A 25379-nucleotide genomic window follows, 5' to 3' on the forward strand; every position below is an offset into this window, starting at 1 on the left:
CAACCTTAAATAGCAGAACATATCGCCACATTGCGGTTCTGGCGGTGATTAAACAGTGTAAAAATCTGCCATTTTAGAAATGAAGAAATTTAACGCTAGATAACATTTCACGGTCCCGACGATTTCACCAGTCATGATATATGTAACAGATTATTACAAACCACTTGTCTGAATGGTCAAGATAGTGAACATTACTTGCCGTTTCCCCTCCCACTATAACAATCGGACGGATGAACTTGACTCATCACGTACCTGAACACCCCCGTTGATATGGGATGTAAAAAAAGAGGTAAAAGTGTCTACTGCAAACAATAAACCAACAGAAAGCGTAAGTTTAAACGCCTTCAAACAACCAAAAGCGTTCTATCTCATTTTCTCTATTGAGCTGTGGGAACGTTTTGGTTATTACGGCCTGCAAGGGATTATGGCCGTCTACCTGGTTAAACAACTGGGTATGTCAGAAGCGGATTCCATCACCCTTTTCTCGTCCTTTAGCGCCCTGGTGTACGGTCTGGTTGCCATTGGCGGCTGGTTAGGTGATAAAGTTCTGGGAACAAAACGTGTCATTATGCTGGGCGCCGTTGTGCTGGCCATCGGTTATGCGTTGGTAGCATGGTCCGGTCACGATGCGGGTATCGTTTATATGGGCATGGCGGCCATCGCGGTCGGTAACGGCCTGTTTAAAGCAAACCCATCCTCCCTGCTCTCTACCTGCTATGCCAAAGATGACCCGCGTCTTGATGGTGCATTTACCATGTACTACATGTCCGTCAACATCGGTTCATTCTTCTCTATGCTGGCAACGCCATGGTTGGCTGCTCGTTACGGCTGGAGCACCGCGTTCGCTCTGAGCGTCGTGGGTATGCTGATTACCGTTGTTAACTTCGCATTCTGTCAGCGCTGGGTTAAACAGTACGGTTCTAAACCTGACTTTGAACCGATCAACTTCCGTAACCTGCTGCTGACCATTGCTGGCGTTGTGGTACTGATCGCGATTGCAACCTGGTTGCTGCACAACCAGCAGATCGCACGTATGGTTCTGGGCGTCATTGCGCTGGGTATCGTGTTCATCTTCGGTAAAGAAGCCTTCACCATGCACGGTGCTGCGCGTCGTAAAATGATCGTCGCCTTCATCCTGATGCTGGAAGCGATTATCTTCTTCGTGCTGTACAGCCAGATGCCGACCTCACTGAACTTCTTTGCGATTCGTAACGTTGAGCACTCTATTCTTGGCATTGCTTTCGAACCTGAACAGTACCAGGCACTGAACCCGTTCTGGATCATCATTGGTAGCCCAATCCTCGCTGCTATCTATAACAAGATGGGCGATACCCTGCCGATGCCGACCAAGTTTGCGATTGGTATGGTGCTGTGTTCCGGTGCATTCCTGATCCTGCCGCTGGGCGCGAAATTCGCTACCGATGCAGGCATCGTTTCCGTTAACTGGCTGATTATCTGCTACGGTCTGCAAAGTATCGGTGAGCTGATGATCTCCGGTCTGGGTCTGGCAATGGTGGCACAGTTGGTTCCGCAACGCCTGATGGGCTTCATCATGGGTAGCTGGTTCCTGACCACTGCCGGTGCAAACATCATCGGTGGCTACGTCGCTAACATGATGGCTGTACCAGAAAATGTGACTGACCCGCTGATGTCCCTTGAAGTCTACGGTCGTGTGTTCCTGCAGATTGGTGTCGCAACGGCTGTTATCGCTGTTCTGATGCTGCTGACGGCTCCGAAACTGAACCGTATGACTCAGGACGATGACGTCAATGAGAAAGCCTCTAAGGCCGCGACAGCGTAATTCTCAGGGAAACTCATTTTCGGCCGCTAACTGTTGTTAGCGGCTTTTTTTTTGCCTGAGGTAGCACTACCATACGATATACCTCAGCCAAAAGGAGTTACCGATGAAACTGTTCTACAAACCGGGCGCATGTTCTCTCGCTTCCCACATCACACTTCGTGAGAGCGGTAAAGATTTCACGCTGGATGGTGTTGATCTGATGAAGAAACGTCTGGAAAATGGCGATGATTTTTTCGCGGTAAACCCAAAAGGGCAAGTTCCCGCACTGTTGCTGGATGACGGTACGCTACTTACCGAAGGTGTCGCCATCATGCAATACCTGGCGGACAGCGTGCCAGACCGCCAGCTCCTTGCCCCTACCAGCAGCCTCTCCCGTTACAAAACTATCGAATGGCTTAACTACATTGCGACAGAACTGCATAAAGGCTTTACGCCACTGTTCCGTCCCGATACGCCGGAAGACTTCAAGCCAACCGTTCGCGCGCTACTGGAGAAAAAAATGCAGTATGTGAACGACTCGCTGAAAGATAACCAATGGATCTGCGGCCCGCGCTTCAGCATCGCCGATGCATATCTGTTTACCGTACTGCGTTGGGCCTATGCGGTTAAGCTGAATATGGCAGGATTAAGTAATATTGACGCCTATATGGCGCGAATGGCTGAACGCCCGGCGGTTGCTGCTGCGCTGAAAGCAGAAGGCTTAAATTAATTGTTGTTGCCGGGTGGCACTTGCACATACCCGGCCTACAGCTAAAAATATGCCCGATAAGCGTGAGCGCCATCGGGCATCGATTACAGCTGAGTTGCGCTAAAGTAGTGTTCAGGCTTGGCGATACGGTCCTGCGCGGCCACGACCTGTAGCTCATACTCGTGCATCTCTTTGGTAGTGATCATCACTTCGTACACCGCCGCAGTCACATGCTCAAGCGCCTGCTGTAAAGACGCGCCCTGCAGCAGTTTCACCAGTAACAAGCCACTCGTCACATCACCCACACCAACCGGTTGACGTGCGCCAAAATCGACTAACGGGCGACTGATATGCCACGCTTGTTCAGCGGTGACCAGCAGCATCTCGAAACGGTCGGTGCTGATACCTGCGCGTGCCAGATGCTTCACCAGTACAATTTCAGGTCCCTGAGCGATCAGTTCACGCGCTGCTGCAACGGCCTCACCGACATTATTCACCGCATGCTCGCACAGAATTTCGAGCTCAACCAGATTTGGGGCAATAATGTCACTGGCAGGAAGCGCATGGCGTACATGAAATTCCGCCACTCCGGGTGCGACGATACACCCCTTTTCAGGGTGTCCCATCACAGGGTCGCAAAAGTATTTTGCCTGCGGGTTTGCCGCTTTTACTTTGCGAACAATACCCAGAATATGCTCGCCCTGTTCTGCTGAGCCAAGATAGCCGCTCAGTACTGCGTCACAGGTCTGGAGTTTATCAATATCAGCAATGCCCTGAACAATTTCAGTCAGGTGGCTCGGCGGCATAACGCAACCGGTCCATTTGCCATACTGCGTGTGGTTTGAAAACTGAACGGTATTCAGCGGCCAGACGTTTGCGCCAAGACGACGCATCGGAAATTCTGCTGCACTATTGCCCGCATGACCAAAAACGACGTGGGACTGGATGGCGAGGATATTCTTCATTTTACTTACCACAACCCTGAAAAAATAAAGGGGCGTAGTTTCCCACGCCCCTGCTAACTCAATCTTACTTCCAGCAAATCAGACAATAGTTCTTCTTGCCACGGCGCAGTAAGGTATAGCGCCCGAACAGGATATCACTCTCCTGGAAGAAATATTCCGGATCGGACTGCTTCTCACCGTTGATGGTTACCGCGTTTGACGCAATGGTCTTACGTGCCTGACCGCGAGAAGGCTGCAGCTCAGAGTCCACCAGCGCCTGCATCAAATCGGCACCTTTGTCCATCTCGATCATCGGCACGCCATCCTGCGCCAGCTGTTCGAAATCTGCTTCACTCAAATCGCTGAGATTGCCGTTGAACAAGCTTTCGGTAATGCGTTTTGCCGCGACCAGACCTTCTTCACCGTGAACCAGACGCGTAACCTGTTCGGCCAGAACATACTGGGCACGCGGCGCTTTACCGCTGTTTTTATCTTCTTCTTCCAGCGCATTGATCTCTTCAATGTCCATGAAAGTGAAGAATTTCAGGAAGCGATAAACGTCCGCATCGGCGGTGTTGATCCAGAACTGGTAGAATTTATATGGACTGGTTTTCTTCGGATCCAGCCACACTGCGCCGCCTTCCGTCTTACCGAATTTGGTGCCGTCAGCTTTAGTAATCAGCGGAACGGTCAGACCAAACACCTGATTCTGGTGCAAACGACGGGTCAAATCGATACCCGAAGTAATGTTACCCCACTGATCAGAACCACCAATCTGCAGTGCCACGCCGTGCAGTTTGTTCAGGCAGGCAAAGTCATAACCCTGCAGCAGGTTGTAAGAAAACTCGGTAAAGGAGATCCCCTGATCGTCACGGTTCAGACGCTGCTTAACCGCTTCTTTGTTGATCATCTGGTTAACGGAGAAGTGTTTGCCGATATCGCGCAGGAAAGTCAGTACGTTCATACCGCCAAACCAGTCGTAGTTGTTCGCAGCAATCGCCGAGTTGTCGCCACAGTCGAAATCGAGGAACGGTGCAACCTGTTTGCGGATTTTATCCACCCACTCCTGCACGGTGTCTTCGGTATTCAGTTTACGCTCGGCGGCTTTAAAGCTCGGGTCACCAATCAGACCGGTTGCGCCACCTACCAGTGCAACAGGCTTATGGCCTGCCTGCTGGAAGCGTTTCAGGCATAACAATGGAACCAGATGCCCCAAATGCAAGCTGTCAGCGGTAGGATCGAAGCCGCAATAGAGCGCGATCGGGCCTTGCGCCAGTCGCTCTGCTAACGCTTCCTCGTCCGTCACCTGGGCCACCAGCCCCCGCTCTTGCAATTGTTTAATCAAGTTACTGCTTGCCATCAAAATCTCCATGTATAAAACGACTGCACCTTTGCCGGTACACGACTTTTCGCCTGATGCGAAAGAAACATAGAATAAAGCGCCGGATTGTTCAGCACCAGCGCTTAAAACAAGAAATTTGCATCTTTAGGGGGCCAGGCGATCAATTTTCCACGCGTTATCTTCACGTTGGTATAAAAAACGATCGTGCAGGCGGTTTTCACCGCCCTGCCAGAACTCCATTTGTTCAATACTCACGCGAAAGCCGCCCCAGAAACTGGGCAGAGGAACTTCCCCTTGCTGAAACTTCTGCTTCAGTTCGAGGAATTTGCTTTCGAGAATACCGCGCGCGGAGATCCGACTGGATTGTTTTGAGACCCAGGCGCCAATCTGACTGTCGCGTGGGCGACTGTGGAAGTATTTCACCACTTCGAGTGTGGAAAGACGCTCTGCCTTGCCGATCACCATCACCTGCCGTTCCAGCGTATGCCAGGGAAATAAAAGGCTGATGCGTGGATTTTTCTCGATCTGATGCGCCTTACGGCTGCCAAGGTTGGTATAGAACACCAGCCCTTTGTCATCATAATGTTTGAGTAACACGATACGCTGATAAGGCTGGCCATTTTCATCAACGGTCGCAACGACCATTGCGGTGGGATCGGCCAGTTTGGCATCACAGGCTTGCCCCAACCAGCGCTCAAACAGCGCAAGGGGTTCGGCGGGAAGATCGCGGCGGCGAAGACCGCCTTTCGTGTATTCACGGCGCAGATGCGCGATTTGCTGCAATTCGTCGTTATCAGACATGATGTTTGGCTACGGATTGTCAGTGGGTAACGCTATTGTGCGCCGCCCAGGTGAAAATCTCAACGCTTCGGGTTCTGTAACTGACAGTTATTTAGCACAATTCTGTCTCGTTTATAGACCGTTGCCTCGTCGCCTTTAGACCAAAATACGTAGATACCATCGGTATAACGTGCACCTGATGCCGACACGCCCTGTTTGAGGTTCAATAGTTGATTATCATAAACAAAGCTTGCCGTCTGGCGGGTATTGTTCAGCTTCACGGTCAGCGGTTTTTCGTCGCAGCGGTATTCAAGCGTATCCGTTTGCATACGCTCGACAAATTGGTTGTACACACTACAACCGCTAAGCAGTACGGGCAGACACACTAACAACAGTTTTTTCATAGCCATATCCTGAAGACTTTCCTGGTCCTGGAGGGTAATGGCACCCTCCCTAATATCCTTAGTTTACCGGCATACCGCGCTGAATAATTTCAGTTAACTCTGAGTTCGCGGATTGGCAGGATAAATTGCCCCTAAAACACTCGGCTCTGACGCCCCAGTCACAGACGGTAAATTTCCCGGCAATCCGGCCAGTGTTCGCCACGCCAACCATGCAAAGGCTAACGCTTCCATATCATCACCGCTGATCCCGGCTTCATCGGTAGAGGTAACCTCTGTTCCCGGTAATAGTGCCGCCAGACGCATCATCAGCAGTGGATTACGACTGCCACCACCGCATACCATGAGTCGATCACAGCCGCCGCTTAACAAGACCTGCTCTGAAATGGTGACTGCCGTCAGTTCGGCAAGCGTCGCCTGCACATCTCGTGGGCTAATTCCCGGGAACTGCGCCAGATGACGCTCTATCCAGCCGTAATTAAAATACTCACGGCCGGTGCTTTTCGGCGCAGGCGCGGAAAAATAAGGGTCGTTAAGCATATTTTGCAGTAATGGCAGGATCACCATTCCCGAAATGGCCCACTGCGCATCTTTGTCGTAGGGCTGGCCACATTGCCGCCAGATCCATGCATCCATCAACATATTGCCCGGCCCGGTGTCGTATCCGCGAACGGGTTGTTGCGGAATAAGCAGAGACAGATTGGCAATCCCGCCGATGTTTAACACCATTCGTCGTTCCGTTGGATGCGCCAGCAGTGCCTGATGAAACGCGGGAACGAGCGGTGCACCCTGCCCGCCAAGGGCGATATCACGTCGACGAAAATCGCCGACTACGGTTATCCCGGTACGCGCGACAATCTGGTTGTTATCACCAATTTGCAGCGTGTGTGGCGCAGCACCGTTCGGTTCATGCCACACGGTTTGCCCGTGGCAACCAATCGCGACGATATCCTGCGGTTTCAATTTTTCTTGCGCCAACAGCGCATTCACCGCCTCAGCAAATAGATAACCGAGCTGTGCGTCTAACTGACCAAACTGAGAAAGTGTAAGCTGCTGCCCCTGGCAGATATCCAGAATCGCTTGTTTAACATGAATGGGGATGGGCCAGGTCAGACTCGCCTGCTGCGCAACCATCGTTTCATCTATTGTCGCCAGCACAACATCGACGCCATCAAGGCTGGTTCCAGACATTACACCGATAAAACGGCCCGATTTCATAGGTCATCCTTTTAAGCAAATTAGCCTTGACACTCAACCATAAAGTGTCGACTAATGCCATGCTTCCTTAATGATTTTTGGTGGCTAATCATTACAATGATCGTTTAATTACATCAATTACATGAATGATTCGTTTATACTCGGTTGATCCAATTTCGGTTAAGATTTTCATATTGTTCCAGTAGAACATGTGACCTTAGGCTCACAAATGCCATATAATTTAACCATGAAGGGTGTTTTATTAGCGTTTCGTGGTGACAAAGGAGATTTGTAAATGATTAAACGTGTGCTGATTGTTTCATTAATGGGCGTATCTTTAGCGGGTTGCGTTAACAATGATAGCCTTTCAGGCGACGTATATACCGCATCCGAAGCGAAACAAGTTCAGAACGTTACCTACGGTACGATTGTTCATGTTCGTCCGGTGCAAATCCAGGGTGGCGATGACGCAAACGTGATTGGTGCTATTGGTGGTGCGGTACTCGGCGGGTTCCTCGGTAACACCGTCGGCGGCGGTACGGGGCGTTCATTAGCGACAGCTGCGGGCGCAGTTGCCGGTGGCGTAGCGGGTCAAGGCGTACAAGGTGCGATGAATAAAACCCAGGGTGTGGAACTGGAAATCCGTAAGGACGACGGTAATACCATCATGGTGGTTCAGAAACAGGGTGCGACCAAGTTCTCAGCCGGCCAGCGCGTTGTTATGGCTAACAACGGTAGCCAGGTTACCGTGTCTCCACGCTAATCAAATTCACGTGTGGTCAGACCCTGGCCACACGTCATCTTTTTGCTTCAGCCCTGTGACTGCAGCTCAATAATATTGTGTTCCAGCCTGGCGACCAGTTTAATCAGCAGATCAATTTCCTCAGCTGAAATCCCTTCCAAAATTTCTCCACGCGTCTTGTTGATAACCGCTTCCATATCAGCGATCAGCGGCTCAGCTTTCTCTGTCAGTTTAATTCTCTTAGCTCGACGATCGCTGGCGCAAGTCTGTCGTGAAATGAGTCCCTTTTCTTCCAACTGGTCAAGCGTACGTACCAGCGAAGGCTGCTCGATGCCAATCGCTTTAGCCAACTGAATCTGCGACTGATCCGGCGGCAACTGATGAATGTTGTGCAGCGTAACCCAATGCGTCTGCGTCAACTCCAGAGGTTTCAGGCGATGGTCAATCAGAGCACGCCAAATGCGCACCAACCGTGCCAGATCAGAACCTAATGGCGATTCCAATTTCATCTCCTTATAATTAGCTTGCTAAGTTATTGTGCTGATTTTAGAATAGTGTGCAGCATTTGTATTCCCAAAACAAATGTATTGCCAAATTTGCTTACCGGCTGACATTTTTTCAGACATTATGCGTTACGGAGACTCATTGTCTCTTTTTTGCTAAACCTATAGCAATGCTCTCTTCCGCCAAGGATTTTGCCCGTGAAGTTTATGTTTAATGCAACAGGATTGCCCCTACAAGATTTAATGATCGGCGCATCTGTCTACTTCCCTCCTGTTTTCAAGTCGATTGTAGCAGGATTTATTCTCTGGCTGGTTGTTCATCGCCTGCTGCGCGACTGGATTTACTCCGGCGAAATCTGGCATCCCCTGCTAATGGATCTGTCACTCTTTACGCTTTGCGTATGTCTGGCCTTTGTTATGCTGATAGCGTGGTGATTATGTCGCTTAAAACCGTTAAATACTTCTCCACTATTATAGTCGCTGCAATCGCAGTTTTCGCCGGATGGTGGATGTGGAATTACTATATGCAGTCGCCCTGGACACGTGATGGCAAAGTACGTGCTGAGCAGGTCAGCATCACGCCGCAAGTGTCAGGCAGCATTAGCGAACTCTATATAAAAGATAACCAGTTTGTGAATAAAGGCGATGTCCTTTTTATTATCGACAAGACGCCATTTCACATTGCTGAACTGAATGCGCAAGCGCAACTGGCAAAAGCGCAGTCTGACCTGGCGAAAGCCAATAACGAAGCCAACCGCCGCCGTCATTTATCGCAAAATTACATCTCAGCCGAGGATCTGGATACCGCAAATCTCAACGTAAAAGCCATGCAGGCAAGCGTTGAAGCGGCTGAGGCCAGTTTGCGCCAGGCCCAGTGGCAACTGACGCAAACGGTGGTCAAAGCCCCCGTAGCGGGTTGGGTCACAAACCTGTCTACCCGTACCGGTGATTACGCCTCAACCGGTAAGCCCCTGTTTGCCCTTGTCGACAGTCACTCATTTTATGTGATGGGATATTTTGAAGAAACTAAGTTACGCCACATTCGCGAGGGTGCGCCCGCCCTTATCACGCTCTACAGTGGTGATATAAAGTTACAGGGTCACGTTTCCAGTATTGGCCGTGCCATCTACGATCAAAGTGTGGAAAGTGATTCCGGCCTGATTCCCGACATCAAACCCAACGTGCCGTGGGTGCGTCTGGCGCAGCGTGTCCCGGTACGCATCGAATTCGACGCCCTGCCGCGGGAGGTCACGCTGGTGTCAGGTACAACCTGCAGCGTATCCATCGGCCAGCGTAAATGAAACTGCCCCGCCTGGCACCAGGCAATTTGCCGTGGTTTAAAGCCACGGCGGCACAGTGGCGTTATGCGCTGCGTAACACCATTGCGATGTGTCTGGCGTTAACTTTTGCTTATTATCTGAATCTGGATGAGCCCTACTGGGCAATGACCTCGGCGGCGGTGGTTAGTTTTCCCACCGTTGGCGGGGTTATCAGCAAAAGTCTGGGTCGCGTAGCGGGTAGCCTACTGGGAGCCACCGCCGCACTGATTATTGCCGGTCATACTCTCAATGAGCCGTGGCTGTTTTTGCTGAGCATGTCGGTGTGGATCGGATTTTGTACCTGGGCCTGTGCGCATTTCACCAATAACGTTGCCTACGCCTTTCAACTGGCGGGTTATACGGCGGCGATCATTGCGTTTCCCATGGTCAATACCGTGGAAATTACGCAGTTATGGGATATCGCGCAGGCACGCGTGTGTGAAGTCATCGTCGGTATCCTGTGTGGCGGCGTGATGATGATGATCCTGCCCAGCACCTCCGATGGCACCACGTTACTGACTGCATTGAAAAACATGCATTCACGTTTACTGGAACATGCCAGCCTACTCTGGCAACCAGAAACCACGGATGCCATTCGCACAGCCCATGAAGGTGTTATCGGGCAGATTCTGACCATGAACCTGCTGCGTATTCAGGCTTTCTGGAGTCATTATCGTTTTCGTCGCCAGAATGCTTTGCTCAATTCGCTGTTGCACCAGCAGTTACGCATGACCAGCGTGATTTCCAGTCTGCGCAGGATGCTGCTGAACTGGCCTAATCCCCCGTCCAATACCCGGGAAATCATCGAACAGTTGCTCAGCGAACTAATCAAATCCAATGCGAATAGCTACACTGTCGCACGTATTATTGCCCCACTGCGGCCCGTCGATGCCCGCGACTATCGACACGTCGCCTTCTGGCAACGACTGCGTTATTTTTGTCGGCTCTACCTGCGCAGCAGCCATTATCTGCATTTACTGGAAAATGGTGTTACCGCCGAGCGTATTAATATCGCCCGCACGCCGGGGCTTGCCCGTCATACCGATAATGCGGAAGCTATCTGGAGCGGGTTGCGTACGTTCTGCACTTTGATGCTTATCGGCGCATGGAGCATTGGCGCACAATGGGAATCAGGCTCTGGCGCACTCACGCTCGCTGCGATCAGCAGTGTGCTGTATTCCGCCGTTGCCACACCGTTCAAGTCGCTTTCTTTGCTGATGCGTACGCTGGTTCTACTGTCTCTATTTAGCTTTGTGGTTAAGTTTGGCCTGATGGTGCAAATTTCCGACCTCTGGCAGTTTATTCTCTTTCTTTTCCCGCTACTCGCCACCATGCAACTGTTGAAGCTACAAATGCCTGCCCTGGCAGGTCTTTGGGGGCAGTTGATTGTATTTATGGGTTCGTTTATCGCGGTGACCAATCCGCCGGTATATGATTTTGCTGATTTCCTGAATGACAATATGGCGAAAATCACCGGCGTGGCGCTATCATGGCTGGCCTTCGCCATTCTGCGCCCCGGATCGGATGCACGGAAAAGTCGCCGCCATATTCGCGCCCTGCGCCGGGATTTTGTCGATCAGCTCAGCCGACATCCATCACTCAGTGAAAACGAATTTGAATCGCTTACCTATCATCACGTCAGCCAGCTCAGCAACAGTCAGGATGCGCTGGCGCGACGCTGGTTATTACGTTGGGGGGTCGTTTTACTGAACTGCTCGCACGTGGTGTGGCAACTGCGTACCTGGGAGGCGCGTTCCGATCCGCTGGCTCGCGTCAGGGACGTGTGTATCTCGCTGTTGCGCGATGTAATGAGCGAGCGTGGCGTCCAGCAACGACCACTGAATGCCACACTGAATGAGCTACAGCGCATCTGCGATACGCTTGCCCACCATCATCAACCCGCTGCGCAGGAACTGTCGGCACTGGTCTGGCGGCTACACTGCTCGCTTTCACAACTCGAACAGGCGCCGCCGCCGGGCACTCTCAGTCGTTGATTATTTGATAACACCACAGGCATAGCGTGCTCCGCCACCGCCAAGCGGTTTCGGTTGATCGGACATATTATCGCCGCCCACATGGATCATCAGCGCTTTACCTTTAACCTCATCGAGCGTTTTAAGCCGCGGCGCAACGACCGGCGTTGTAGCGTTACCGTCGTTATTCACCACCAATAGCGGCAGGTCGCCCATATGACCTGCGCCTTCCGGGCCTTCATGTTTGCCGGTTTGGTGCGGATCATAATGGCCGCCAGCCGATTCTGCGGCTGAGGCTTTCCCATCTTTAATTGCCGGTTGGCAGCTGCCGTTCATATGCACATGGAAGCCATGTTCACCTGGCGGCAACGCCTTCAGATCGGGCGTAAACTCCAGCCCCTTTGCGGTTTCAGCAATAGTGACCGTACCAATCGCCTGGCCGACGCCTTGCGATGTGACCAGATTCATCGTCACTTTTTCTTCACTGGCAGCCTGCGCACCTGCACAGGCGAGTAGAGTGATAATGGCCAAACTCAAACGCTTCATAAGACCTCCGTCCAAAAGGTGTCTGATTGTTAAGTGTAAACCAGTGACACAAATTTGAACGGAGATGCGCCAAAAACGCGATTAGGGTACGTCGTAACCCAGCGCCGCTTTACGAATGCGGAACCATTGCTGGCGAGACATGTTCAGCGATTCAGACTCAATGGCAGCACGTACACGCTCTATTTTTCCTGAGCCAATAATCGGCAGCGGCTGAGACGGCAGACGTAAAATCCAGGCGTATACCACCTGTTCAATAGACTGCGCATTCAACTCTTCTGCGATCACGGCAAGCTCATCACGTAAAGGCTGGAAAGCATCATCATTAAACAGGCGACCACCGCCGAGACAGGACCAGGCCATCGGGTGAATACGTAACTGTTGCAGTTGATCTAAAGTACCATCCAACAGGAGCGGCTGATGTACTGGTGAAATTTCTACCTGGTTGGTCGCCAGAGTAAACGGCAGACGCGATTGCAGCAGCGAAAACTGTGAAGGGGTAAAGTTGGAGACGCCAAAGTGACGCACTTTGCCACTATGGTGCAATTTTTTAAAAGCGTCGGCGACATCGTCAGCATCCATAAGCGGATCGGGACGGTGGATCAGCAGCAGATCAATATGATCGGTCGCCAGCAGCTTCAGCGACTCTTCTGCACTGGCAATAATATGTGCACTGTCGGTGATGTAGTGGCCCAGCGCATTTTCCGCGCGCGCCGTCGTCGCGATCCCGCATTTGGTCACAATCTGCATTTTTTCACGCAAATGCGGAGCCAGCTTCATTGCCTCACCAAACGCCGCTTCACACTGGTATCCACCGTAAATATCGGCGTGATCGACGGTGGTCACGCCAAGATCCAGATGCTCTTCAATAAAGCTGACTAGCTGGCGCGCGGACATATTCCAGTCCATCAGGCGCCAGTACCCCATCACAAAGCGAGAAAATTCCGGGCCTTGCGGCGCAATAGTAATACGCTGAACCATAGCAGCTTCCTTTTAAGTGAATGTGCCTCGAGTATACGCAATTACGCTTTTAAAAGAGTGAAGGTTGTTGCGGTTCTTCCGAAGGGTTGGCTTTGTTTGCTCGTAATTTACGCATCAGGCGCTGACGACAAAGCCGCAGCACTTCCTGCTTTTGGGTATCGCTCATCTTTTGCCAGTTAAAACGCTCATCCCGACTGCGAAAACAGCCACGGCAAAAGCCGCGTTCGTCAGACTGACATATTCCACGGCATGGGCTCTGGACGGGGAAAAACTCCAGCTGTTCGGCCACATCCCCTCCTTTAATAAGATTGATATACCTATTGAAGACGTTAACTGAATTTCTCGCAAGCGCTATTGCATTAGACCGACTGGTCTATTACACTCGTTTTCATGAACAAAATCACTGAACACGATACACGCGAACATCTGCTGGCGACTGGCGAACTGCTGTGTATGCAGCGCGGCTTCACCGGCATGGGTTTAAGCGAACTACTGAAAACCGCTGAAGTACCCAAAGGTTCGTTTTATCATTACTTTCGCTCTAAAGAAGCGTTCGGTGTCGCGATGCTGGAACGCCACTATGCGGCCTATCATCGGCGACTGGCTACGCACTTTGATACGGGAGCGGGAAACTACCGCGACCGCATTCTGGCCTACTATCAGGAAACCCTGAACCAGTTTAGCCAGCACGGCATTATTAGCGGCTGTTTAACAGTAAAACTGTCTGCCGAAGTGTGCGATCTGTCAGAAGATATGCGCACTGCGATGGATAAAGGCGCGCGGCATATTATTGTGCTGTTAGCGCAGGCGCTGGAGAAAGGTCAGGCCAGCCATTGTCTGTCTTTTGTTGGCGAGCCTTTACAGCAGGCGCAGGTACTGTATGCGCTGTGGCTTGGCGCCAACCTGCAGGCCAAGATTTCTCGTAGCGCCACTCCGCTGGAAAATGCGCTGGCGCACGTTAAAAACATCATCACAACGCCTGCCGTTTAACAGGCGTTTTTATTTTCTTTATTACTAGACGACCGGTCTATTCAGGAGTGCCACATGTCATCTGAAAAACTGTTTTCCCCACTGAAAGTGGGTGCCATTACGGCAGCAAACCGCGTATTTATGGCGCCACTGACGCGTCTGCGCAGTATTGAGCCTGGCGACATCCCTACTCCGCTGATGGCCGAGTATTACCGTCAACGCGCCAGCGCGGGTCTTATCATCAGTGAAGCGACGCAGATTTCCGCACAGGCGAAAGGCTATGCCGGAGCACCCGGCTTACACAGCGAAGCGCAAATTGCCGCATGGAAGAAAATCACTGCTGCCGTACACGCTGAGCAAGGTCATATTGCTGTCCAGTTGTGGCACACCGGACGCATCTCTCACGCCAGTCTGCAACCAAACGGCCAGGCTCCAGTTGCACCTTCCGCGATTAGCGCTGGAACCCGCACATCGCTGCGTGATGAAAACGGCCTGGCAACGCGTGCCGATACCTCAATGCCACGTGCGCTGGAAACAGAAGAGATTCCGGGTATCGTTAATGACTTCCGTCAGGCGATAGCCAATGCGCGCGTGGCAGGTTTCGATATGGTTGAACTGCACTCTGCCCACGGCTACCTGCTGCACCAGTTCCTGTCGCCAACGTCTAACCAGCGTACCGATCAATACGGTGGCAGCGTCGAAAATCGTGCGCGTCTGGTGCTGGAAGTGGTTGACGCCGGTATTAAAGAATGGGGTGCCGATCGCATTGGTATTCGCGTTTCCCCGATTGGCACTTTCCAGAACGTTGACAACGGTCCGAACGAAGAAGCCGATGCGCTGTATCTGATTGAACAATTGGGTAAGCGCGGAATCGCTTACCTGCACATGTCTGAGCCGGACTGGGCCGGTGGCGAGCCGTATTCCGATGCGTTCCGCGAAAAAGTTCGCGCGCGCTTCCACGGTCCTATCATCGGTGCTGGTGCTTACACCCCAGAAAAAGCAGAAGCGCTGATCGAGAAAGGTCTGATCGACGCCGTTGCTTTTGGTCGCGCCTATATTGCTAACCCGGATCTGGTGGCGCGTCTGCAACGCAAAGCAGAACTGAATCCGCAACGTGCCGAGAGCTTCTACGGCGGCGGCGCGGAAGGTTACACCGACTATCCTACCCTCTAACGTCACAATCTCCGTTCTGCCATTGATAGCGGCGTAACAACGCCGCTATACTAAAACAACATTTTGAATGTATTAGCCATTTTTGAAGGGGAAAAAGATGCGTTTACTCCATACCATGCTGCGCGTGGGTGACCTGCAGCGTTCCATCGAGTTTTATACCAACGTGCTGGGCATGAAGCTGCTGCGTACCAGCGAAAACCCTGAATACAAGTACTCTCTGGCTTTTGTCGGCTACGGTCCTGAAACCAGTGAAGCAGTAATCGAACTGACCTATAACTGGGGTGTCGACAAGTATGATCTGGGTACTGCCTATGGCCATATCGCCCTGAGCGTAGACAACGCGGCTGAAGCCTGTGAACGTATTCGCCAGAATGGCGGTAACGTAACGCGTGAAGCAGGTCCAGTAAAAGGCGGCACCACAGTGATTGCGTTCGTTGAAGATCCGGACGGCTACAAAATTGAGCTGATCGAAGAGAAAGACGCCGGGCGCGGCCTGGGCGATTAATCTCCCCCTCGGGCGCAGATCGTCTGTGCCCATAGTTTTATACTCATCATTTTGCCATAATACGCGCTGCAATTTTCCCGTATTAAGAGACCCAGATGTCCGATAACGCTCAACTTTCCGGTCTGTGTGACCGTTTTCGTGGTTTTTATCCTGTCGTCATTGATGTCGAAACCGCAGGGTTCAATGCCAAAACCGATGCGCTGCTTGAGATTGCCGCCATCACACTGAAAATGGATGAACAAGGCTGGCTGATGCCGGACACGACGTTACATTTCCACGTAGAGCCGTTTGAAGGTGCCAATTTGCAACCGGAAGCGCTCGCCTTTAACGGTATTGACCCTAACAATCCGCTACGCGGTGCGGTCAGCGAATATGATGCTCTGCATGCCATCTTCAAAATGGTGCGTAAAGGCATTAAAGACAGCGGCTGCAATCGGGCGATCATGGTGGCGCATAACGCTACGTTCGACCACAGTTTCATGATGGCTGCAGCAGAACGCGCCTCACTCAAACGTAATCCATTCCACCCATTTGTAACCTTTGATACGGCGGCATTAAGCGGCCTGTCTCTGGGGCAGACTGTGTTATCAAAAGCGTGCCTGGCGGCGGGAATGGAGTTTGACGGGAATCAGGCGCACTCGGCGCTGTATGACACCGAACGTACGGCCGTGCTGTTTTGCGAAATCGTTAACCGCTGGAAACGTCTCGGCGGTTGGCCTCTTCCCGTGCCTGAAGAAGCGTAACGGCGATATAAAAAAAGCGACCATTTCAGGTCGCTTTTTTACTTCTGCTGGTATTACTCAGCGTCCGGCTCTTCGGTTTTGTATTTCGCTGCTGTTTCTTTAATCAGCTGCTGCAACTCACCGCGCTGGTACATTTCGATCAAAATGTCACAACCGCCAACCAGCTCACCATCAACCCACAGTTGCGGGAAGGTCGGCCAGTTTGCGTATTTCGGCAGTTCGGCGCGAATATCCGGGTTCTGCAGAATATCAACGTAAGCAAAGCGTTCACCACAGGCTGACAGCGCCTGCACAGCCTGTGCGGAGAAACCGCAGCTTGGCAGTTTAGGGGAACCTTTCATGTACAGGAGAATCGGGTTTTCAGCGATCTGGCGCTGGATTTTTTCGATAGTGGTGCTCATTATCTTGCTTCCTTAAACTTCTTTTACGGCAGTAGTCTGACATTGTAACGGGTCAGACAGGCAACGGAAAATAACATTTTCATTACGCGTTATTATTTTATCCCCTGACGCTAAAAGTTGCATTCACAATCTCACTTATCCCCTTCAAACATGTGGATTTGATTATCCGTTCACCAACTCAAACGTTAATTGCTGTTTTTTTTTGCGGTCGGTTACGAAACATAGTTTTAAACAAAAAAAGCTATTAACTTTCCCTCTTTCTATAGATTAGAATCATCAAGTTTTGAAAATCACACGCAGGCACGATAGACCTGCCTTACCAGAGGACTGCTCAGTGGCGCGGATAAACCGAATCTCGATCACGCTCTGTGCTTTGCTTTTTACTACACTGCCCTTTACGCCTATGGCTCATGCTTCCAAGCAGGCCAGGACGACACCTACCAATTCTCACACCATCAAAACGGTAGATAAAAAGAAAAGCGCAACAACCAGCCAAAAAACAACAAAGACCAGTAAGAAAACGGCGACAAAGACCACCAGCAAAACCAGCACCAAAACCGCTTCCTCTTCTAAAAAACGCACTGCCACTCCGGCAAAGTCGACTAAAACTGCAAATCGCCGTGGTAAAACTGCCGCAGCACAAACCGCAGCCGTTACCTGGACGGAAAAATGCACACCGCGCAAAGGTCATAAACCACGCTGCGTGAAGGTGAAAACCACTGCACCGACTACGCTTGCTGACGCACATAAAGTGAAAGTGCAGAAAGCGACTAAAACAGCTATGTCCACCTTGATGAACCAAATCGGTAAACCTTATCGTTGGGGCGGCTCCTCGCCAAGAACCGGGTTTGACTGCAGCGGTCTGGTTTATTACGCCTATAAAGATCTGGTGAAGTTCCGCATTCCGCGTACCGCGAATGAAATGTACCATCTGCGTGATGCCGCACCAATTGAACGTGGCGAACTGAAAAATGGCGATCTGGTCTTCTTCCGTACCCAGGGTCGCGGCACAGCCGATCACGTCGGCGTCTACGTCGGCAACGGTAAGTTTATTCAGTCACCGCGCAGCGGGCAGGAAATTCAAATCACCTCGCTGAGCGAAGATTACTGGCAGCGCCACTATGTGGGCGCTCGTCGGGTAATGACGCCAAAAACAATTCGCTAAAAACTTACCCTACAGAACATGCTGTAGGGTAAGTTCTTCTTTTGCATAACCTTTCAATTTGCTACCCTATCCTTACTCACAATGAGGCTATTGTGTGTACTCAATATAAATAATAAGGAGAGAAGCAATGTCGTTTGAATTACCTGCATTACCGTATGCCAAAGATGCTCTGGCACCGCACATTTCTGCCGAAACGCTGGAATATCACTATGGCAAACACCATCAAACCTACGTGACCAATCTGAACAATCTGATTAAAGGCACGGCGTTTGAAGGCAAATCACTGGAAGAGATCGTTCGTAGCTCTGAAGGCGGTGTATTCAATAACGCAGCACAAGTATGGAACCACACGTTCTACTGGAACTGCCTGGCACCAAACGCAGGTGGTGAACCGACCGGTAAACTGGCCGATGCAATCGCCGCTTCCTTTGGCAGCTTTGCAGATTTCAAAGCGCAATTCACCGATGCCGCTATCAAAAACTTCGGTTCTGGCTGGACCTGGCTGGTTAAAGGAACGGATGGCAAACTGGCTATCGTCTCCACCTCCAACGCAGGTACTCCGCTGACCACCGACGCGACGCCGCTGATGACCGTTGACGTATGGGAACACGCCTACTACATCGATTATCGCAATGCTCGTCCTGGCTACCTGGAACATTTCTGGGCACTGGTGAACTGGGAATTTGTTGCGAAGAACTTCGCAGCATAAAAAAGATAACGCAGAAGGACTTCCTTCTGCGTTTTTGCATTAATTCGCGGTAGTGAAAGCCTCTTCAGGCTGTCTTCTTGCGGAAATGAACACCAGCAGCAGCGCAAGACCCGCCACAATCGCCCCCATTACCGGCACAAAACTGTAGCCCAGGCCGCCAGAGATTACCGCCCCACCGGCCGCAGCCCCCAGTGCGTTCCCCAGATTAAACGCGCCAATATTGACTGACGATGATAATCCAGGTGCTTCGCTGGCAACGCGCATCACACGCATCTGCAACGGTGGAACGACCGCAAACGTCGCCGCGCCCCAGACCACCATACTGACCGCCGCTCCCAACTCATTACGCGCAAGGAAAGGAATGGCCAGCATAATAACCATCAGCAGCAGTAAAAAGCCTTTTAGCGTACCGTTGACTGAACGGTCAGCCAGTTTGCCGCCAAAATAGTTACCGATCGAGAAGCCAACACCTATCAACACCAGCATCCCGGTAACAAATGCCGGTGTAGCATGAGTGATAGTATGCAGAACCGGCGAGATGTAGGTATACAGCGTGAACATCGCCCCAGCACCCAGTACGGTAGTCAGTAACGCCGACAGCACCTGCGGGCGCATAAGTACCGCCAGTTCGCTACGGACATCCGGGCGCTCTCCTGCTCCCCCCTTGGGTAATGAGAAGAACAGGCTGACCATCGCAATGACGCCCAGCCCTGCAGTGGCCATAAACGACATGCGCCAGCCGATGGTTTCGCCAAGCCAGGTCGCCGCCGGAACGCCGCCAATATTGGCGATAGTTAACCCCATAAACATCGTTGCCACAGCGCTGGCCTGCTTATGTTTGGGTACCACACTGGCTGCAACCACAGAACCGAGACCAAAAAAGGCTCCATGGTTAAGACTGGTCAAAATGCGCGATAGCATCAGCGTGGTGTAATCCGGCGAGATAGCCGAAAGCACATTACCCAGCGTGAAAATCGCCATCAGGAATATCAAAGCATTACGTCGCGCACGATGAGACAGCAGCAATGTCATCAGCGGTGCACCTACCATCACACCTACTGCATAAGCGCTGATCAGCATGCCAGCCGCCGGAATCGAGACGTCCACACCTTTGGCAATGACGGGCAATAACCCCATTGGCGAAAACTCGGTGGTGCCAATACCAAACGCCCCGATTGCCAGCGACAGTAAAGGGTAATTGATTTTCATATTTCGACTCCGTATCGTCGAGCCGTGGCACGACATAAAATAAGAGTCAAAAGCATGACATTGATCTCAAAATTAATAAAGTTAACAAAACTGCAAAAGACTTTTGCTTATTCGCAAACAATAGAGGGGAAAAACGAGTCGAAGGGATGAGGGAGAGCTAACTCCCTCGGGGAAATCAATGCAGCGCTGCGGTCAGACCACCCGCGACGATCAATCCCAGAACAATAATGGTAGTCACTAACGAAAATTTCAGATCGGTGCTCATCAAGTTTTCTCCTTTTTATTCCCACACAAAAAGTGATATTGCGCATTTTTACACACTTGAAAGCAAAAATCTCTCACGATTTATATTGATAACTGCTTTTAACTCTTCCCCTTTTCGTTAAGATCAGACAAAATTCCACGCTTACTTGATTAGCGTACCGGCCATTGACCCCTTCCTGACGTTCCGTGTCGTTTTCCCGGCGTGCCGCAACCCTTACGTTGCGATAAGGGTGTGTAAAGGCAAACGTTTACCTGGAGTATTCTCAGGAGCTTAGGATATGGTCTGGAGTGAGATGTAATGGCAACAATTAAAGATGTAGCGAAGCGAGCAAACGTTTCCACTACAACCGTATCACACGTAATTAACAAGACGCGCTTTGTCGCGGAAGAAACACGTAATGCTGTCTGGGCAGCAATCAAAGAACTGCACTATTCTCCGAGCGCAGTTGCCCGCAGCCTGAAGGTAAATCACACCAAGTCTATCGGCTTGCTGGCGACCAGCAGCGAAGCGGCCTATTTCGCCGAAATTATCGAAGCCGTTGAGAAAAACTGTTTCCAGAAAGGCTATACCCTGATCCTGGGTAACGCATGGAACAGTCTCGAAAAGCAGCAGGCTTATCTGTCGATGATGGCGCAAAAGCGCGTTGATGGTCTGCTGGTGATGTGTTCTGAGTATCCGGAGTCTCTGCTTTCGATGCTCGAAGAGTATCGCCATATCCCGATGGTCGTCATGGACTGGGGCGAAGCAAAAGCCGACTTTACCGATACGGTCATTGATAACGCCTTCGAAGGCGGTTACATGGCGGGCCGGTATCTGGTAGAACGCGGTCATCGTGAGATTGGCGTGATCCCTGGCCCAATGGAACGTAACACCGGGGCCGGGCGTCTGGCTGGCTTTATGAAAGCGATGGAAGAAGCGCTGATTAAAGTGCCTGAAAACTGGATTGTCCAGGGCGATTTTGAGCCTGAATCCGGCTATCGCGCCATGCAGCAAATTCTGTCGCAGTCTCATCGTCCGACCGCGGTCTTCTGCGGTGGCGATATTATGGCAATGGGTGCGCTGTGCGCCGCTGACGAAATGGGACTGCGCGTACCGCAGGATGTCTCACTCATCGGCTACGACAACGTGCGCAACGCCCGTTTCTTCACGCCGGCCTTGACGACCATTCACCAGCCGAAGGATTCACTGGGTGAAACGGCCTTCAACATGCTGTTAGACCGTATCGTGAATAAACGTGAAGAGTCACAGTCTATCGAGGTGCATCCGCGCCTGGTTGAGCGTCGCTCCGTTGCCGACGGTCCGTTCCGCGATTACCGCCGTTAAGTCTGTTGTGCGGGAGTCTCATCTGGCTCCCGCAGCCATTCCTTGTTCAACGTTTCACTATCCCCTAAATAGTCCAGCAGCCAACTCAATGCCGGTGACGTATCGTTCTGCTGCCATGTCAGGCAGCATGCGGCATCAGGAAAAGGGTTCTCCAGTTGCAGCGCAACCCATTTGCCGCTATCGATCCACGGTTTGGCAAAATGCGTCGGTACCATGCCCACGCACAATCCCGCGGACAAACAGGTCGCTGAGGATTCCCAGTCCGGCACGACTACGCGCTTTTGGTTGTCCAGCAGCCAGGTAATACGCTTCGGCAATGTTCGAGAGGTATCTTCGCGCACCAGTGACGGCCAGTTGCGCAACGTGTCATCACTTAGCGGTCCAGGCATTGACGCCAGTGGATGATGGCTGGCTACCACGCAGCTCCAGCTCAGCATTCCCATATCGCGGAAGGTATAGCGCCCCCCGACCGGAATGGCCTGTGTGGCACCGATGGCCAGTTCCACGCGTCCATCGGACAACGCGTCCCACACGCCGTTAAACACTTCCTGAAAAACTAACAATTCCACATCATCAAAGTGACGGTAGAAATCCACGATCATCTGTCGGGTACGATCCGGGCGGACAATGTTATCGACGGCGATCGCCAGCTGTCCGCGCCAGCCGTTAGCAATTTGCTGACATTGCTGGCGCGTGATCTGCATTTTTTTGATAACAGAGCGGCCTTCTTTTAAAAACCATGCCCCGGCAGGCGTTAATTCAACATCCCGATGGCGTCGCTCAAAAAGTGGCACCGCCAGCCACTCTTCCAGTTGGCGCACGGTGTAGCTTACCGCCGAAGGTACACGGTGCAGCTCCTGCGCGGCCGAACTAAAGCTACCGTTACGCGCAACCGCATCAACCACTTCAAGTGAATATTCCGACCACATATTCTGCCTGCAAAAAATTTGAAATCAGTAAGCAAATATTAGCGTTTCACAGCGAGAATTACACTCACTACACTCAGCGGCATTGTTCTACTGCTAAAAAAGAGAAATGATGATGCAACCTGGGAAAGGGTTTTTAGTCTGGCTGGCAGGTCTTAGCGTGCTCGGTTTTCTGGCAACGGATATGTATCTACCCGCCTTTGCTGCTATTCAGTCCGATCTGCAAACACCTGCATCTGCCGTCAGCGCCAGCCTGAGCTTGTTCTTAGCCGGTTTTGCCGTCGCACAACTACTGTGGGGACCGCTTTCGGACCACTATGGTCGCAAGCCTATTTTGCTGCTGGGTTTATCTATCTTCGCACTGGGCAGCCTGGGCATGCTGTGGGTTGAAAACGCCACTGGTCTACTGGTACTGCGATTTGTTCAGGCCGTTGGCGTCTGTGCGGCATCGGTTATCTGGCAAGCGCTGGTTACCGATTATTATCCTTCACAAAAAGTAAACCGCATCTTTGCCACCATTATGCCGCTGGTCGGGTTATCTCCTGCACTCGCCCCGCTATTAGGCAGTTGGATCCTGGTACATTTTTCCTGGCAGGCCATTTTTGCCACTCTGTTTGCCATTACTCTGATTCTGATGCTTCCGGCTCTGCGTCTAAAGCCAACGGCTAAAGCGCGCGATGACAGCCAGGATAAACTGACTTTCGCCACCTTGCTGCGCTCGAAAACTTACCGTGGAAACGTGCTGATTTATGCCGCCTGTTCCGCGAGCTTTTTCGCATGGCTGACGGGTTCCCCGTTCATCCTCAGCGAAATGGGTTATAGCCCAGCGGTAATTGGTCTGAGCTATGTTCCGCAAACTATCGCCTTCTTAATTGGTGGTTACGGCTGTCGTGCAGCGCTGCAAAAATGGCAGGGTCGTCAGCTGCTGCCCTGGTTACTCATCCTGTATGCCTTCAGCGTTGTAGGCACCTGGGCGACCGGTTTTATTCATCATGTTGCATTGGCTGAAATCCTGATCCCATTCTGCGTTATGGCGATTGCGAACGGCGCAATCTACCCTATCGTTGTCGCGCAGGCATTACGCCCTTTCCCACAGGCCACGGGACGCGCAGCCGCATTGCAGAATACGCTGCAACTGGGTTTATGCTTCCTGGCAAGCCTTGTCGTTTCCTGGTTGATTGCCACCCCGCTGCTCACCACCACCAGCGTTATGCTGACAACAGTATTGCTGGCTGCTGTGGGTTACAAAATGCAATCGCAGAAAACTGACGCCCCGCAAACAGATGATCGTGCACAAGTTGCCCACGGAGAGTCGCACTAATAATGGTTGCGGGCATTTAGTTAGCCCGCTAACAATTATCGGTTGAATCGTCAAAAATTCAGGCATATACTGATTTTCAGTTGTTAAAAAAACGATAATTTTAATGCGTTAACGGGGACAAGAACGTTCCCGTTTTACCACGGATGGCCTTTTCGGCAAGGGTTTCTCCCTTCCTCTGTTCTACGTCGGATTATAGATTCGCGGATTAATTCCGTGAGATTTCTCACAAAGCCCAAAAAAGCGTCTACGCTGTTTTAAGGTTCTGATCACCGACCAGTGATGGAGAAGCTATGAGTTCATCATGTATAGAAGACGTCAGCGTACCGGATGATGACTGGTACCGCATTACCAATGAATTATTGAGCCGTGCAGGCATTGCCATTAATGGCCCTGCACCGGCTGATATTCGAGTAAAGAACCCCGATTTTTTCAAACGCGTATTGCAGGAAGGATCGTTAGGGTTGGGTGAAAGTTATATGGATGGCTGGTGGGAATGCGACCGGCTGGACATGTTTTTTAGTAAAGTCTTGCGTGCCGGTCTTGAAAACCAACTCCCCCGCCACTTTAAAGATACGCTACGTATCGCCACGGCTCGCCTGTTCAATTTACAGACCAAAAAACGTGCGTGGATGGTCGGCAAAGAACATTACGATTTGGGCAACGATCTCTTTACCCGCATGCTTGACCCCTATATGCAGTATTCCTGCGCCTACTGGAAAGATGCCAACACTCTGGAATCTGCCCAACAGGCGAAGCTCAAAATGATTGCTGAAAAATTGCAACTGAAGCCAGGAATGCGGGTGCTTGATATTGGCTGTGGCTGGGGTGGTTTATCCCAGTTTATGGCATCGCAATATGGTGTGAGCGTGGTGGGTGTGACCATTTCGGCAGAACAGCAGAAAATGGCACAGGAACGTTGCGCTGGGCTGGATGTCACCATTTTGCTGCAGGATTATCGCGACCTGAACGACAAATTCGACCGCATTGTCTCCGTCGGCATGTTTGAACATGTTGGACCGAAGAACTACGCCACCTATTTTGAGGTGGTCGATCGTAATTTAAAACCGGATGGTCTCTTTTTACTGCACAGCATCGGCTCCAAAAAAACCGACAATAACGTTGATCCGTGGATCAATAAGTATATCTTCCCAAACGGGTGTTTGCCGTCAGTTCGCCAGATTGCCAACGCCAGCGAACCGCATTTTGTGATGGAAGACTGGCATAATTTTGGCGCGGATTACGACACGACGCTGATGGCATGGCACGAGCGTTTCATGAACTCATGGCCTGAAATCGCCGATAACTATACCGAACGTTTCAAACGGATGTTCAGCTATTATCTGAACGCCTGCGCCGGGGCGTTTCGTGCTCGTGACATTCAGCTATGGCAGGTGGTATTTTCCCGCGGTGTTGAACACGGTCTGCGCGTTCCCCGCTAATCGTTTTCGCCCCCGTA

At 51.4% G+C, this 25379-nt stretch carries 27 protein-coding genes and 1 pseudogene; 15 read left to right on the top strand and 13 right to left on the bottom strand.

What is annotated here, in order from left to right; translation table 11 throughout:
* The first annotated feature begins 295 nt into the window (after nucleotides 1–295).
* Both dtpA and gstA read left to right on the top strand, forming a co-directional pair.
* Nucleotides 296–1801, top strand: coding sequence for a dipeptide/tripeptide permease DtpA (dtpA, locus tag IB222_RS12400; RefSeq protein ID WP_020996425.1), 1506 nt, complete (start codon nucleotides 296–298; stop codon nucleotides 1799–1801).
* Between the two features lie 103 nt (nucleotides 1802–1904).
* Nucleotides 1905–2510 (top strand): glutathione transferase GstA, encoded by a 606-nt coding sequence (gstA, locus tag IB222_RS12405; protein ID WP_003832787.1) that lies wholly within the window; start codon nucleotides 1905–1907, stop codon nucleotides 2508–2510.
* A gap of 83 nt (nucleotides 2511–2593) precedes the next feature.
* Here the strand turns inward: gstA and pdxY are convergent, their stop codons facing one another.
* From pdxY to anmK, 5 genes are all read right to left on the bottom strand, one after another.
* Nucleotides 2594–3454 carry a pyridoxal kinase PdxY gene (gene pdxY, locus IB222_RS12410; RefSeq protein ID WP_003832785.1) on the bottom strand — a complete coding sequence of 287 codons (861 nt, stop codon included), beginning with the start codon at nucleotides 3452–3454 and terminating at the stop codon, nucleotides 2594–2596.
* 64 nt (nucleotides 3455–3518) lie between these two features.
* A complete protein-coding gene (gene tyrS / locus IB222_RS12415; protein ID WP_003029168.1) occupies nucleotides 3519–4793 on the bottom strand; it encodes a tyrosine--tRNA ligase in 1275 nt (424 codons plus the stop codon).
* Between the two features lie 126 nt (nucleotides 4794–4919).
* A complete protein-coding gene (gene pdxH / locus IB222_RS12420) occupies nucleotides 4920–5576 on the bottom strand; it encodes a pyridoxamine 5'-phosphate oxidase (RefSeq protein WP_003029169.1) in 657 nt (218 codons plus the stop codon).
* A 59-nt stretch (nucleotides 5577–5635) separates the two neighbouring features.
* Complete coding sequence (mliC, locus tag IB222_RS12425) at nucleotides 5636–5965, bottom strand: C-type lysozyme inhibitor (RefSeq protein WP_003029170.1); 330 nt, start codon at nucleotides 5963–5965, stop codon at nucleotides 5636–5638.
* A gap of 87 nt (nucleotides 5966–6052) precedes the next feature.
* On the bottom strand, nucleotides 6053–7174 hold the full coding sequence (gene anmK, locus IB222_RS12430) for an anhydro-N-acetylmuramic acid kinase (protein ID WP_079937812.1): 1122 nt from the start codon (nucleotides 7172–7174) through the stop codon (nucleotides 6053–6055).
* A gap of 274 nt (nucleotides 7175–7448) precedes the next feature.
* On the opposite strand from anmK, the gene slyB reads away from it, so the two are divergent.
* Nucleotides 7449–7916, top strand: coding sequence for an outer membrane lipoprotein SlyB (gene slyB / locus IB222_RS12435; RefSeq protein WP_003029175.1), 468 nt, complete (start codon nucleotides 7449–7451; stop codon nucleotides 7914–7916).
* 47 nt (nucleotides 7917–7963) lie between these two features.
* Here the strand turns inward: slyB and slyA are convergent, their stop codons facing one another.
* A complete protein-coding gene (slyA, locus tag IB222_RS12440; RefSeq protein ID WP_019076732.1) occupies nucleotides 7964–8404 on the bottom strand; it encodes a transcriptional regulator SlyA in 441 nt (146 codons plus the stop codon).
* Nucleotides 8405–8596: 192 nt separating this feature from the next.
* Here slyA and IB222_RS12445 point away from each other — a divergent pair, with 192 nt between their 5' ends.
* From IB222_RS12445 to IB222_RS12455, 3 genes and pseudogenes are all read left to right on the top strand, one after another.
* Nucleotides 8597–8833, top strand: a complete 237-nt coding sequence (locus tag IB222_RS12445; protein WP_126318212.1) for a DUF1656 domain-containing protein — start codon at nucleotides 8597–8599, stop codon at nucleotides 8831–8833.
* 2 nt (nucleotides 8834–8835) lie between these two features.
* Nucleotides 8836–9699: an HlyD family secretion protein gene (locus IB222_RS12450; protein ID WP_032934449.1), complete on the top strand. Its 864-nt coding sequence runs from the start codon at nucleotides 8836–8838 to the stop codon at nucleotides 9697–9699.
* Nucleotides 9696–11736, top strand: a pseudogene (locus IB222_RS12455) (FUSC family protein). The gene IB222_RS12450 and the pseudogene IB222_RS12455 overlap by 4 nt, the downstream one beginning before the upstream one ends.
* Here IB222_RS12455 and sodC read toward each other — a convergent pair.
* The 3 genes from sodC to IB222_RS12470 all read right to left on the bottom strand — a co-directional run bounded on the left by sodC (nucleotide 11712) and on the right by IB222_RS12470 (nucleotide 13503).
* A complete protein-coding gene (sodC, locus tag IB222_RS12460; protein WP_003832772.1) occupies nucleotides 11712–12236 on the bottom strand; it encodes a superoxide dismutase [Cu-Zn] SodC in 525 nt (174 codons plus the stop codon). The pseudogene IB222_RS12455 and the gene sodC overlap by 25 nt on opposite strands.
* 81 nt (nucleotides 12237–12317) lie before the next feature.
* The gene (locus IB222_RS12465) at nucleotides 12318–13214 is read right to left on the bottom strand and encodes an aldo/keto reductase family oxidoreductase (RefSeq protein ID WP_149385207.1); all 897 of its coding nucleotides are present in this window, start codon (nucleotides 13212–13214) and stop codon (nucleotides 12318–12320) included.
* Nucleotides 13215–13263: 49 nt separating this feature from the next.
* The gene (locus tag IB222_RS12470; RefSeq protein WP_003832768.1) at nucleotides 13264–13503 is read right to left on the bottom strand and encodes a DUF1289 domain-containing protein; all 240 of its coding nucleotides are present in this window, start codon (nucleotides 13501–13503) and stop codon (nucleotides 13264–13266) included.
* A 101-nt stretch (nucleotides 13504–13604) separates the two neighbouring features.
* Here IB222_RS12470 and IB222_RS12475 point away from each other — a divergent pair, with 101 nt between their 5' ends.
* The 4 genes from IB222_RS12475 to rnt all read left to right on the top strand — a co-directional run bounded on the left by IB222_RS12475 (nucleotide 13605) and on the right by rnt (nucleotide 16604).
* Complete coding sequence (locus IB222_RS12475; protein WP_003832766.1) at nucleotides 13605–14204, top strand: TetR/AcrR family transcriptional regulator; 600 nt, start codon at nucleotides 13605–13607, stop codon at nucleotides 14202–14204.
* 54 nt (nucleotides 14205–14258) lie between these two features.
* Nucleotides 14259–15356 (top strand): alkene reductase, encoded by a 1098-nt coding sequence (locus IB222_RS12480; RefSeq protein ID WP_063941544.1) that lies wholly within the window; start codon nucleotides 14259–14261, stop codon nucleotides 15354–15356.
* A gap of 97 nt (nucleotides 15357–15453) precedes the next feature.
* Nucleotides 15454–15861, top strand: a complete 408-nt coding sequence (gloA, locus tag IB222_RS12485) for a lactoylglutathione lyase (RefSeq protein WP_003832762.1) — start codon at nucleotides 15454–15456, stop codon at nucleotides 15859–15861.
* Between the two features lie 95 nt (nucleotides 15862–15956).
* Nucleotides 15957–16604, top strand: a complete 648-nt coding sequence (gene rnt / locus IB222_RS12490; protein WP_003029200.1) for a ribonuclease T — start codon at nucleotides 15957–15959, stop codon at nucleotides 16602–16604.
* Nucleotides 16605–16657: 53 nt separating this feature from the next.
* Here the strand turns inward: rnt and grxD are convergent, their stop codons facing one another.
* Nucleotides 16658–17005: a monothiol glutaredoxin 4 gene (grxD, locus tag IB222_RS12495; protein WP_003832760.1), complete on the bottom strand. Its 348-nt coding sequence runs from the start codon at nucleotides 17003–17005 to the stop codon at nucleotides 16658–16660.
* 334 nt (nucleotides 17006–17339) lie between these two features.
* On the opposite strand from grxD, the gene IB222_RS12500 reads away from it, so the two are divergent.
* Complete coding sequence (locus tag IB222_RS12500; protein WP_003832759.1) at nucleotides 17340–18170, top strand: C40 family peptidase; 831 nt, start codon at nucleotides 17340–17342, stop codon at nucleotides 18168–18170.
* A 127-nt stretch (nucleotides 18171–18297) separates the two neighbouring features.
* Entirely contained in the window at nucleotides 18298–18879 is a 582-nt protein-coding gene (gene sodB / locus IB222_RS12505; protein WP_003029205.1) for a superoxide dismutase [Fe], read from the top strand.
* Between the two features lie 39 nt (nucleotides 18880–18918).
* On the opposite strand, the gene IB222_RS12510 is transcribed toward sodB, so the two are convergent.
* Nucleotides 18919–20088 carry an MFS transporter gene (locus tag IB222_RS12510; protein WP_003832758.1) on the bottom strand — a complete coding sequence of 390 codons (1170 nt, stop codon included), beginning with the start codon at nucleotides 20086–20088 and terminating at the stop codon, nucleotides 18919–18921.
* A gap of 175 nt (nucleotides 20089–20263) precedes the next feature.
* The gene (gene cydH, locus IB222_RS12515; protein WP_003029209.1) at nucleotides 20264–20353 is read right to left on the bottom strand and encodes a cytochrome bd-I accessory subunit CydH; all 90 of its coding nucleotides are present in this window, start codon (nucleotides 20351–20353) and stop codon (nucleotides 20264–20266) included.
* 297 nt (nucleotides 20354–20650) lie between these two features.
* On the opposite strand from cydH, the gene purR reads away from it, so the two are divergent.
* Complete coding sequence (gene purR / locus IB222_RS12520; protein ID WP_003832757.1) at nucleotides 20651–21676, top strand: HTH-type transcriptional repressor PurR; 1026 nt, start codon at nucleotides 20651–20653, stop codon at nucleotides 21674–21676.
* On the opposite strand, the gene punR is transcribed toward purR, so the two are convergent.
* Nucleotides 21673–22605 (bottom strand): DNA-binding transcriptional activator PunR, encoded by a 933-nt coding sequence (gene punR / locus IB222_RS12525; RefSeq protein ID WP_148362019.1) that lies wholly within the window; start codon nucleotides 22603–22605, stop codon nucleotides 21673–21675. The genes purR and punR overlap by 4 nt on opposite strands.
* A 112-nt stretch (nucleotides 22606–22717) precedes the next feature.
* Here punR and punC point away from each other — a divergent pair, with 112 nt between their 5' ends.
* Nucleotides 22718–23923 carry a purine nucleoside transporter PunC gene (punC, locus tag IB222_RS12530; protein WP_032943314.1) on the top strand — a complete coding sequence of 402 codons (1206 nt, stop codon included), beginning with the start codon at nucleotides 22718–22720 and terminating at the stop codon, nucleotides 23921–23923.
* Between the two features lie 290 nt (nucleotides 23924–24213).
* Nucleotides 24214–25362, top strand: a complete 1149-nt coding sequence (gene cfa, locus IB222_RS12535; RefSeq protein ID WP_003832753.1) for a cyclopropane fatty acyl phospholipid synthase — start codon at nucleotides 24214–24216, stop codon at nucleotides 25360–25362.
* The last annotated feature ends 17 nt before the right edge of the window (nucleotides 25363–25379 follow it).

It is taken from the genome of Citrobacter sp. C13, assembly GCF_014596815.2.
GTDB lineage: Bacteria > Pseudomonadota > Gammaproteobacteria > Enterobacterales > Enterobacteriaceae > Citrobacter > Citrobacter portucalensis.